Origin of the sequence: Streptomyces sp. NPDC056628, assembly GCF_042792555.1 — a bacterium.
GTDB lineage: Bacteria > Actinomycetota > Actinomycetes > Streptomycetales > Streptomycetaceae > Streptomyces.
Map to the genome: position 1 here is coordinate 41,015 of NZ_JBHTWG010000039.1, position 10,171 is coordinate 51,185.

The window sequence follows — 10,171 nt, forward strand, 5'->3', positions numbered from 1 at the left end:
GGTTCGGTTGCCGACGGAGCCGTCTTGCCCATCAAGTGCTGCTGAGAACACGGTCGAGTGCGGCTCGGGCCGTTTGGCGCAGCGCCTCCTGCCGGATGCGCCCGTCGCGGTGGCAGAGGGCGAGCACGAGCCGGGGCTCGTCGAGCTGGGTCAGGTCGGCGGGCAGGGGGGGGAGTGCTCCCACGCCGCTAGAGGCAGCGGGCGGTACCAGGCCACCTCACGCACTCCTGCGTCCAGGGCGAGCCAGCCATCGGGGTCGGCGACGTCGATGGTGTCGCGCAGCGTCGCACCTTCCGCGAGCCGCGTCGCTGCAGTCGAACTGGTGGTACTGCACCGGGACTCCGACGCTACTCCAGACCAAGAACTTGTCTCTCCAGCACCTCAGGGCGCCCGTCCGTCGTCCTTGTTCTGCGGGCCTTCGAGCATTCGGCCACTGAAGATTTCGCCACAGAACTAATAGGACTCCGTTAGGTCTGTCTCGCGGTCCTGATTTGGGGGCATGTTGGGGGTGTGGGTGCACATGAAGTGAACCGTGCTCGGGCGACGTTGGCGTTATTCGGCGCTGATGTGTTCGCGTCGGTGCCGCGCAAGTCGATCCAGCCGTTGGCGGAGCGGCTGCCGGACGGCAACGAGCGGAACCTGCAGCAGTTCGTGAACCGGTCGACCTGGGATCCGGTGCCGGTGCCGGTGCGGCGGCGGATCACGGAGCGCATGGTGCCGCTGATCGGCCTGGAGGCCTGGGCGGTCGATGACGTGTCCTTCCCCCAAGGACGGCCGGATGTCGGTGGCGGTCGCGTACCAGTACTGCGGCGCGTTGGGCAAGCAGGCCAACTGTCAGGTCGCGGTGAGCGTGCACGCGGTCTCCGACACCGCGTCCTGTCCGCTGCAGTGGCGCCTGTTCGTGCCCCAGGAGTGGGCACAGGATGCCGAACGGCGGCAGAAGACCGGGATCCCTGAGGAGACCGGGTACCGGGAGAAGTGGCGTCTGGCCCTGGACACCCCGGACGAGCCGGCCACATGGGGCCTGGTGCCGCCGGTGCTGGTGGCCGACGCCGGCTACGGGCAGAACGCCGACTTCCGGGCGGGGATGGCCGACCGGGACATCGCCTACGTGGTGGCGATCCGCTTGAATGTGACCGTCCACCCGGATGATGTGCTGCCCGTTGCCCCGCCCTGGTCCGGCAACGGCCGCAAGCCGCAGCCCCGCTACCGCCACAAGCCCCTCCCGTTGGCCGCGGTCGCGGCCGGCCACGGGCGGCAGGCCTTCACCGAGGTCACCTGGCGGGAAGGCTCCCGCGGGCCGATGCGCTCACGCTTTGTGGCACTGCGGGTGTGGCCGGCCGGGGTCCGGGCCGGGCGCCTGGCCCAGGCCGCCGCCACCGCGCAAGACGCCCCTGGGACGGTGTCCCGCCCGAGCACGACTACCGGGAGCTCAAACACGGCCCCGGCCTGGACCACTTCGAAGGCCGCTCCTGGAACGGCTGGCACCACTACGTCACCCTGGTCACCGCCGCCCGCGCGTTCCTCACCGAACAGCGCCTGGCCCCAAAAGCCGATACAGCGGACTCACCCTCTACCAGACCCTCGACGCCATCCAAGACCTGCTGAACTGCTGGAGCGGCACCTGCACCACCTGCCACCGCCCCCTCCCCAGAACAGCCACCACCAACCCAAACCCAAGAGCCAGAGCAACATAACGGAGTCCTACTAGGACATGGGCGGAGACTGCCGTCGGCGCAGCATGGTGAGGTGCGCAAGGAGCGCGTCCAGCGTGTCGGGGAATGGCGAGCCGCCCATGAGGTGTAGATGCTCGCGCACCTGGTGGAGGTTCGGGTACTGCCCGGCGGGCAGGTGGGAATTGACCTCCTGCCAGACCCGGCTCTCCTGATCGCGCTGCTGCTCGCTCAGATCGCGGACGTCCGCGTCGACAGCGGCGTGCGCGAGGACCGTATCGATGAACATTCGGTAGTGGCGCACCGCCTCGGCGGGGCCGAACCCGGCTTGGAGAAGGATGCCGATCCCGGTGTCGACGGCCCGGGACTCGGCGGGACCGGCGGTCACCCGAGAGGCTCGCACGGCGGCCAGGCGCGGGTGCCGCAGCACCGAGCGGTGGACACGCACCCCGAAGTCCCGGAGCGATGCGACCCAGTCCCCGCCGGAGGTGAACCCGGCGAGGGACTCGCCGATCACTTTGTCGGCGACGGCGAGCAGCAGGGTGTCGGTGTCAGCGAAGTAGCGGTAAACGGCGCTGGGGTCGCAGCCCAGCGCCGCCCCGAGACGGCGCACCGTCAGCGCATTGCCGCCGGGCGCCTCGATCAGCTCGAGCGCCGTCGCGACGATCAGGTCCTCGCTCAGCACGGTCCCGGTGCGCGTCGGGCGCCGGCGCCGGCGCCTGACGGGGACGCGATCAGATGCGGTCATAGCAGCCTCCTGATACGGCGGTTCGCCGCCCCTGCTCCAGGGCGCGGACAATCCCGCGCACATCTTACGACAACTTATTGACGTAAATGTGGCGGGGTTGTTCTATCGGCGCACACCACTCGTCCACCACCGCCTGCTTGCCGGGCCCGGCGCCATCGCCTGGGCCGGGACGGTGGGGTTCCACACAAGGAGCGCGCTTTGGCCACTGTTCCCGAGACCGGGCCTTCCGGCACAACGATGCGGCGCACGCTAGGCGTGTGGGACGGGATGGCAATCGCCGCGTCCAGTACCGCGGCGACGACCAGCATCGGCATCGGCATCGGCGCCTTGGCGGTGTACGCGGGCCGCCAGACACCGGCGCTGTTGATCGTCGCGTTCCTGCCGATCTTCGGGATTGCCATGTCGTATGCGCGGTTGAACCGCACCGAGCCGAACTGCGGCAACGGCTACACCTGGGTCGGGCGCTCGCTAGGCGCATGGCCCGGGTTCCTGACGGGCTGGGTCGTGCTGGCCGCCAACGTGGTCTTCATGGCCTACACCAGTGCGGTCACCGGCTCGGTGATCCTGCAGTTCGCCAACAAGGTCCATCTGCACCGCCTGCTCGGCGTCGCTCTCGACCCCGGTTCGACCGGCGTCAGCACCGTGGTCGGCCTGGTGGCCCTTGTCGCGGTCACGATCACCGCCGTGACGGGGGTACGGTCGGCGACCCGCCTGCAGTGGTGGCTACTGGCCTTTGAGTACTCCGTGCTGCTGATGTTCTGCATCTGGGCGCTGATCACAGGGCACCAGTCGTTCTCGTTCAACTGGCTCAACCCCTTCGCGATCGGCTCACTCCACTCCCTCGCGCAGGGCCTGGTGCTGGCGGTGTTCATCTACTGGGGCTGGGACGCGGCGTTCACCGTGAACGAGGAGACCACGGACGCCGCCGACGCCTCCCGCGGCGGACTGATCGCGCTGGTGGCCATGCTCGGGCTCTTCGTGTTCGCCGCGATCGCCTTCCAGCGTGTCATGGGCAACGGCGAACTGATCACCCAGGGCCCGCAGGCGCTCGCCTTCCTCGGTGGCAAGCTCGCTCCGGAACCGTGGGCGTCCCTGCCGCTGGCCGCACTGATGTGCTCGGCCTTTGCCTCGCTGCAGTCCAGCGTCATCCCGACCGCCCGCGGCGCGCTCGCGATGGGCCGCGACCAAACACTGGGAAGGATGTGGACGAAGATCCACCCCAGGTTCGGATCCCCGGCCGCCGGCACGATCGTGATCATGGCCCTGTCCGCGGCCGTCGCGGTCCTCGCGGTCGGCATCCCGAAGATCAACATGGTGATCCTGACCGCCGTCAACTCCATCGGACTAATCGTCGCCCTGTACTACGGGCTCACAGCCCTGGCCTGCGCCGTGCGGTTCCGCAGCGCGCTGCACGAAGGCCCAACCGAGGCACTGCGCTCGGTCATCGTCCCGGCCCTGAGCGCGCTGATCCTGTTCGGACTCGGCGCCTACCTCGCCTGGCAGTACGCGACCGCGAGCCACCACTTCCAGGCGACCCCGGACAACGGCTGGTTCATGCTGCTAGTCCCGTCGCTCTTCATCATCAGCGGCCTGATCGCAGCCGGCTACGCGAAATGGCGCCGCCGCTCCGCCTACTTCACCACCGGCCACGGCACGGACGCCGACGCCATCGCCCTGCCCATGGACCGGACCGACTGACCGTCACCTGGCCTGGCCCACTCCTAGGCGCCCCCCTTTCCGTGCCCCCACGCTCCCGGAGGAACCACACATGCATGCCGACACCGCCGCCGATCTTGTCTTCACCGGTGGGCCGATCTACACCGTCGACCCCGTCCGCCCCCGCGCCACCGCTCTCGCCGTCCGCGGCGAGCGGATCGTCGCGGTCGGCCACGACGAGGTCCACGCCCTGATCGGACCCAGGACCGAGATCGTCGACCTGCACGGACGCCTGCTCATCCCCGGCTTCCAGGACGCTCACGTCCACCCCGTCGGCGCAGGCATCGAAATGGGCCAGTGCCAGCTCGCCGGCGCGAGCAGCACGGAGGAGTACACGGCCCGGATCCGCGCCTACGCGGACACTCACCCCGACCAAGTGTGGATCACCGGCGGCGGCTGGTCCATGGAGGCATTCCCTGGCGGCTCCCCCAACCGCCACCCTCTGGACACCCTCGTACCCGATCGGCCCGTCTACCTGATCAACCGCGACCACCACGGCGCCTGGACCAACAGCCGCGCCCTCCAGCTCGCCGGAATCACCCGCGACACCCCCGACCCCGCCGACGGGCGCATCGAACGCGACCCCGACGGCCACCCCACCGGCATGCTCCAGGAAGGAGCCATGCACCTGGTCGCCGACCGCATCCCCGCCGTCACCCTCGACGAGCAGCTCAGCGGTCTGATGCGCGCCCAGAGCGTGCTGCACGCCCATGGCATCACCGCCTGGCAGGACGCACTTCTGGGCGATCACGCCTCCACCGCCGACCCTGCCCCCGCCTACCTGCGCGCCGCGCACGACGGCACGCTGACCGCCCGGGTCCGCGGTGCCCTGTGGTGGGACCGGGCCCACGGCCTCGAGCAACTGCCTGAACTCCTCGAACGCCGACAGAAGTTCACCGCCGGCCGGCTCAATGCCTACACCGTGAAGATCATGCAGGACGGCATTGCGGAGAACCACACCGCCGCCATGCTCACCCCCTATCTCACCGCCTGCGGCTGCGCTTCCGACAACACCGGCATCTCGTTCATCGACCCGGCACAACTCGCGTCCGTCGTCACCCACTTGGACGGTGAGGGCTTCCAAGTCCACTTCCACGCCCTCGGCGACCGCGCCGTACGCGAAGCCCTCGACGCCGTTGCCGCCGCGCGCCGCGCCAACGGCTGGACCGACAACCGACACCACCTCGCCCACCTTCAGGTCGTTGACCCCGCCGACATCCCCCGCTTCCGCGAACTGGGCGCCATCGCCAACATCCAGGCGCTGTGGGCCGCCCACGAACCCCAGATGGACGAGCTGACCATCCCGTTCCTCGGCCCGCAGCGCGCCGCCCGCCAGTACCCCTTCGCGGACTTGGTGAAGAGCGGCGCGACCCTGGCGGCGGGCAGCGACTGGCCCGTCTCCAGCCCCGACCCGATCGCCGCCCTGCACACCGCCGTCAACCGGCACGAACCAGGCTCGAAGCGGCCCGTCTTCCTCCCCGAGCAACGCATCACCCTGCACGCCGCGCTGACCGCCTACACCGCCGGCAGCGCGTACGTGAACCACCTCGACGACACCGGAACCATCACCGTTGGCAAGCTCGCCGACCTCACCGTCCTGGACCGTGACATCTTTGCCCACCCCGCAGACGAGATCGGTGCTTCCCGCGTTCAGCAGACCTTCGTCGGGGGGCGCCGCGTTCACGCCGCTCCCGATGCCTAATGGGACGTGCCGGGTCGGAGGGACTCGGTGACGTAGCCGCCAGCAGGTGAGCACCTTCGACGCCGGAACCACTGCGAGTTCTGTGGTCAGACCGTGCCCCTGCTGGTCGGCCTGTTGGTTCGTCGTTGACGTGAAGTGCGGGATGTCAACGAGCTTGTAGATGTGGTGTTTTCGGGGCTGTCGCCGCTGGTCATCGAGGAGCGGTCTGTCAAACGAGCGGTGTAACCAGGGTGGTTGGGGTTACTGACGGGCTGCGGAGAGTCGGCCGTCGAAGGTGATGTCGAAGGCGTTCAGGGCGGTCTTCCAGCGCATGGTCCAGCGGGCCTGGCCCTTGCCGGTGGGGTCCAGGCTCATGATGGCCCTGTAGACGCACTTCAAGGCGGCGGTCTCGTTCGGGAAGTGCCCGCGTGCCTTGACCGCCCGCCGGATCCTGGCGTTCACGGACTCGATCGCGTTCGTGGTGCAGACGATGCGGCGGATCTCGGTGTCGAAGCGGAGGAACGGGGTGAACTCTTCCCACGCGTTCTCCCAGAGCCGGACGATCGCCGGGTACTTCTTGCCCCAGGCGTCGGCGAACTCAGCGAACCGCTCCAGGGCGGCCTCTTCGGTCGGCGCGGTGTGGACGGGCTTGAGGACACGAGCGATCTTGTCCCAGTCCTGGCGGGCGGTATAGCGGAAGGAGTTCCGCAGCAGGTGGACCACACAGGTCTGCACGATCGTCCTGGGCCAGACGGTCTCGACCGCGTCGGGCAGACCCTTGAGACCGTCGCAGACGAGCATGAGGACGTCGTTCACGCCGCGGTTCTTGATCTCGGTGAGGATGTGCATCCAGTGCTTGGCGCCCTCACCGCCGTCGCCGGCCCATAGGCCCAGGATGTCCCGTCGGCCCTCTGCGGTGACGGCGAGAGCCATGTCGGGGAGCACCGAGGGCCGGTGCCACCGCCAGGGCATGTCTCCGCACGGCCCAGAGCTGACACTGAGGTGTATGACGCCATCGGCGGGCTGGGCCGGGGGTGCCACGGACTGTGGCAGATGGGGCGCTAGGTTCTGTCTCTTTGGTGAGTGTCGGGTCCAGATGAGGATGCCCGCGAGGTGGAGTGCGGCCTGGTAGGCGATCGCGAGCTTGTCGATTTGTGTGGTCAGGCCGCGCCACTGCTTGAGGCGGTTGATGCACCGCTCGACGGTGTTCCGCTGCTTGTAGTCCTCGCTGTCGGAGCCGGGCGGACGGCCACCGCCTGCGGCGAGGTCAACTCGGTGGCCGTGGATGACCTGTCGCCAGGAGATCGTGTGAGGGTGAACTCTTTCCGGCGCCGTAACCGGTTCCCGGCCTGCCTGCCGTGTGCCCAAGCACGCCTGGACCGGCCGAAGCTCCACCACGGTCCTGCCCACCACCCGCTGGAGCTACAGCGGGAGCCATGCTCAAGACCTGTGGATCGAGCTCGGGGAGCAAGCGAAGGGCGTACCTTCCCGAGTGATCGATTGATGGTCATCGAGTAGGTCGGTGTTCGCAGCACCGGTCGGGAAGGCACGCCTGTGCTCAGCGCAATCAACGACGACGGCACCACCGCCGACGGCTCCTCCCTGATCGACGAGATCGTCCGGGAGGGTGCAAGAAGGATGCTGGCCGCCGCGCTGGAAGCCGAAGTCAACGCCTACATATCCGAGTTGGCGGACCAACGGGACGATGTCGGCCGGCGGCTCGTGGTCCGCAACGGCTACCACCAGCCCAGGAAGGTCACCACTGCGGCAGGGGTGGTCGAGGTGAAGGCCCCGCGAGTGAACGACAAGCGCGTCGATGAGGCCACGGGCGCGCGTCAGCGGTTCTCCTCCGCGATCCTGCCGCCGTGGTGCCGCAAATCCCGGAAGATCAGCGAGGTACTGCCGCTGCTCTACCTACACGGCCTGTCCTCGGGCGATTTCGTCCCGGCCCTGGAGCAGTTCCTCGGCAGCTCGGCCGGGCTCTCGCCTGCCACCGTCACCCGACTCACCCAGCAGTGGCAGGCCGACCACACCGCGTTCATGGACCGCGACCTCGCGGAGGTCGACTATGTATATGTGTGGGCCGACGGCATCCATCTCAACGTCCGCCTGGAGGAGGCTAAAGCCTGCGTCCTGGTGCTCATCGGGGTCCGCGCCGACGGCTCCAAGGAACTGGTCGCGCTCAAGGACGGCTACCACGAGTCCGCCGAATCGTGGGCCGACTTGATGCGCGACTGCGCCCGCCGTGGCATGCGTGCCCCGGTCCTGGCGGTCGGCGACGGCGCCTTGGGCTTCTGGAAGGCCCTGGCCGAGGTGTTCCCCCAAACCCGTGAGCAGAGATGCTGGGTTCACAAAATGGCCAACGTCCTCGACTCCATGCCGAAGTCCGCGCAGCCGGGCGCGAAGAAGTCCATCCAGGACATCTACAACGCCGAGGACCGCGACCACGCTGAGGCGGCGCTCAGGACGTTCGCCAAGCTCTACGGCGCGAAGTTCCCCAAGGCCGTCAAGAAGATCACCGACGACCAGGAGCAGCTGCTGGCCTTCTACGACTTCCCGGCCGAGCACTGGATCCACCTGCGCACCACGAACCCGATTGAGTCGACCTTCTCCACGGTCCGGCTGCGGACCAAGGTCACCCGCGGTGCTGGCTCCCGCACCGCCGCCCTGGCCATGGTCTTCAAACTCGTCGAGTCCGCCCAGCAGCGGTGGCGAGCGGTGAACGCACCCCATCTCGTCGCCCTCGTCCGTGCCGGAGCCAGCTTCGAATGCGGCCGGCTCGTTGGACGGCCGCAGACGACCGCGGCATGAATAGGGTGGCGGACGTGCCTCGAAGTTCGAGATCATCCGGTCATGTCTGATGGCGCGCCAGGGCAGGACCTTCCGGCCGGCTTCGGGTTCCGGCCGTATCGCAGCGACGAAGACCACGGCGCCATGGCAGCGGTGCGGCTGGGTTGTGCTGAACGGGACCGGGTCGATGCCCATTCGGTTGTGGAAGGGCTCCCGACAGCGGCCGAGATCGCCGAAGCCGCTGCCAAGCTGGAGGAGCCGTCCAAGAACCAGATCCTGGTGGTGCACGACGGGAGCGTCGTCGGCTACTCGACGATCCGGTGGTGGCAGGAGCGGGACGATACTTGGCTGTATCTGCACCGCGGCTACCTCTTGCCCGAGCATCGCCGCCTGGGGGTCGGTTCAGCCATGCTGGGCTGGGCCGAGGAGCGGATCCGCCAGCTCGTCGAACAGCATGGGACGGCACGGACGGCAGTGATCGGCGCGAACGCCATGGCCTCCGAGCAGGATGCCACGTCGCTCTTGCTCGCAGCCGGCTACCGACGTGTCTTCAGCCTGGTCGAGCTGGAGCTGGGTGATCTGCAGTCGTTGCCCGAATGGGGCAGCGAACTGCCGGCCGGGATGCGGACGGGGCCGATCGGGACAAGCCACTATCGAGCAGCCTGGAGGACGGTCGTCGATTCGTACGCGGCCAACAGTCTCACTCCGAAGTGGGATTTCCAGGACTTCGTCGACACGGCCGATCCTGCAGGCTGGAGGGCCGCGTGGCACGGGGAGGACATGGTCGGCGTCGCCCTCTGTGCCATCCGCCGCTACGACCACACCATGGGCGAGGTCGAAGAGCTGAGTGTCCGCGCGGACCACCGACGTCTCGGAATCGGCCGGGCTCTGTTGTTGGACGGGCTACGCAGCCTCCGCGAGCAGGGTGCAACAACCGCCCGATTGTTCACGAGCACGGCAAATCCGCACCGGTCCTACGATCTTTACGAGAGTGTGGGGTTCCGGCGGCAGAACGAGTACGTCCGTTACCGCAAGCCACTTGCTTGATCGACGTTCATCGGGCTGTCCGGTCAATCCACAGGATTTGACAATGCCTCCTACAGCGGCTGGCAGAACGTCAACTGGCACTGGTGCATGGACGTTTTGAGCGGTGACTACGGACCGGTGCTCGTCAGCGCCTGGAAGCGGCAGTACCGGTACCGCAAGCAGTACGTCTTCAAGTGCAAGGTCGTGGCCTGGTACTGCTGGGGCGGGCAGAAGATCCTGGCGACCTTCGAAACGCACTGGCAGTACTCCTACCGTTGACCGCACCACCTACCGGATCAAATGGACCGGTATCAAGTGGACACGCACCGGCAGCTGGAGCCGGACGAGAACATCGTGGCGCTACGTGTCCAGCTACCGCATCGTCCATACAAAGGGCTGACTCCGGCGGCTTGATCTGTAGCGCATAAGGTGGTGGGGCGCGGGAGGGGTGGCGGGGGCCGGCCGCCGTGGCCCCACCCCCGGGGCGCCCGGCGGTTGGGTGGATGGAGAGGGCTGGGGCGGGGGTTGTGGTGGTAA

General features: G+C 68.1%; 7 protein-coding genes and 3 pseudogenes. 6 read left to right on the top strand and 4 right to left on the bottom strand.

Going from position 1 to position 10,171, the window contains the following annotated elements:
- Positions 1-31: 31 nt before the first annotated feature.
- A complete protein-coding gene (locus ACFRAC_RS31355) occupies positions 32-184 on the bottom strand; it encodes a hypothetical protein (protein WP_382935774.1) in 153 nt (50 codons plus the stop codon).
- A gap of 326 nt (positions 185-510) precedes the next feature.
- On the opposite strand from ACFRAC_RS31355, the pseudogene ACFRAC_RS31360 reads away from it, so the two are divergent.
- A pseudogene (locus ACFRAC_RS31360) lies at positions 511-1,608 on the top strand (IS701 family transposase).
- Between the two features lie 99 nt (positions 1,609-1,707).
- Here ACFRAC_RS31360 and ACFRAC_RS31365 read toward each other — a convergent pair.
- The gene (locus tag ACFRAC_RS31365) at positions 1,708-2,421 is read right to left on the bottom strand and encodes a TetR/AcrR family transcriptional regulator (protein ID WP_382935776.1); all 714 of its coding nucleotides are present in this window, start codon (positions 2,419-2,421) and stop codon (positions 1,708-1,710) included.
- Positions 2,422-2,688: 267 nt separating this feature from the next.
- On the opposite strand from ACFRAC_RS31365, the gene ACFRAC_RS31370 reads away from it, so the two are divergent.
- Positions 2,689-4,119: an APC family permease gene (locus ACFRAC_RS31370; protein ID WP_382935779.1), complete on the top strand. Its 1,431-nt coding sequence runs from the start codon at positions 2,689-2,691 to the stop codon at positions 4,117-4,119.
- A 70-nt stretch (positions 4,120-4,189) separates the two neighbouring features.
- The gene (locus ACFRAC_RS31375) at positions 4,190-5,839 is read left to right on the top strand and encodes an amidohydrolase (protein WP_382935782.1); all 1,650 of its coding nucleotides are present in this window, start codon (positions 4,190-4,192) and stop codon (positions 5,837-5,839) included.
- Between the two features lie 240 nt (positions 5,840-6,079).
- Here ACFRAC_RS31375 and ACFRAC_RS31380 read toward each other — a convergent pair.
- Both ACFRAC_RS31380 and ACFRAC_RS31385 read right to left on the bottom strand, forming a co-directional pair.
- A pseudogene (locus tag ACFRAC_RS31380) lies at positions 6,080-6,748 on the bottom strand (IS256 family transposase); the annotation flags it as partial.
- Positions 6,749-6,904: 156 nt separating this feature from the next.
- A pseudogene (locus ACFRAC_RS31385) lies at positions 6,905-7,075 on the bottom strand (IS5/IS1182 family transposase); the annotation flags it as partial.
- A gap of 297 nt (positions 7,076-7,372) precedes the next feature.
- Here ACFRAC_RS31385 and ACFRAC_RS31390 point away from each other — a divergent pair.
- The 3 genes from ACFRAC_RS31390 (at position 7,373) to ACFRAC_RS31400 (ending at position 9,913) form a co-directional block, all read left to right on the top strand.
- Complete coding sequence (locus ACFRAC_RS31390; protein ID WP_382935785.1) at positions 7,373-8,629, top strand: IS256 family transposase; 1,257 nt, start codon at positions 7,373-7,375, stop codon at positions 8,627-8,629.
- A 42-nt stretch (positions 8,630-8,671) separates the two neighbouring features.
- Entirely contained in the window at positions 8,672-9,655 is a 984-nt protein-coding gene (locus ACFRAC_RS31395) for a GNAT family N-acetyltransferase (RefSeq protein ID WP_382935788.1), read from the top strand.
- An 87-nt stretch (positions 9,656-9,742) separates the two neighbouring features.
- The gene (locus tag ACFRAC_RS31400) at positions 9,743-9,913 is read left to right on the top strand and encodes a hypothetical protein (RefSeq protein ID WP_382935791.1); all 171 of its coding nucleotides are present in this window, start codon (positions 9,743-9,745) and stop codon (positions 9,911-9,913) included.
- Positions 9,914-10,171 lie beyond the last annotated feature (258 nt).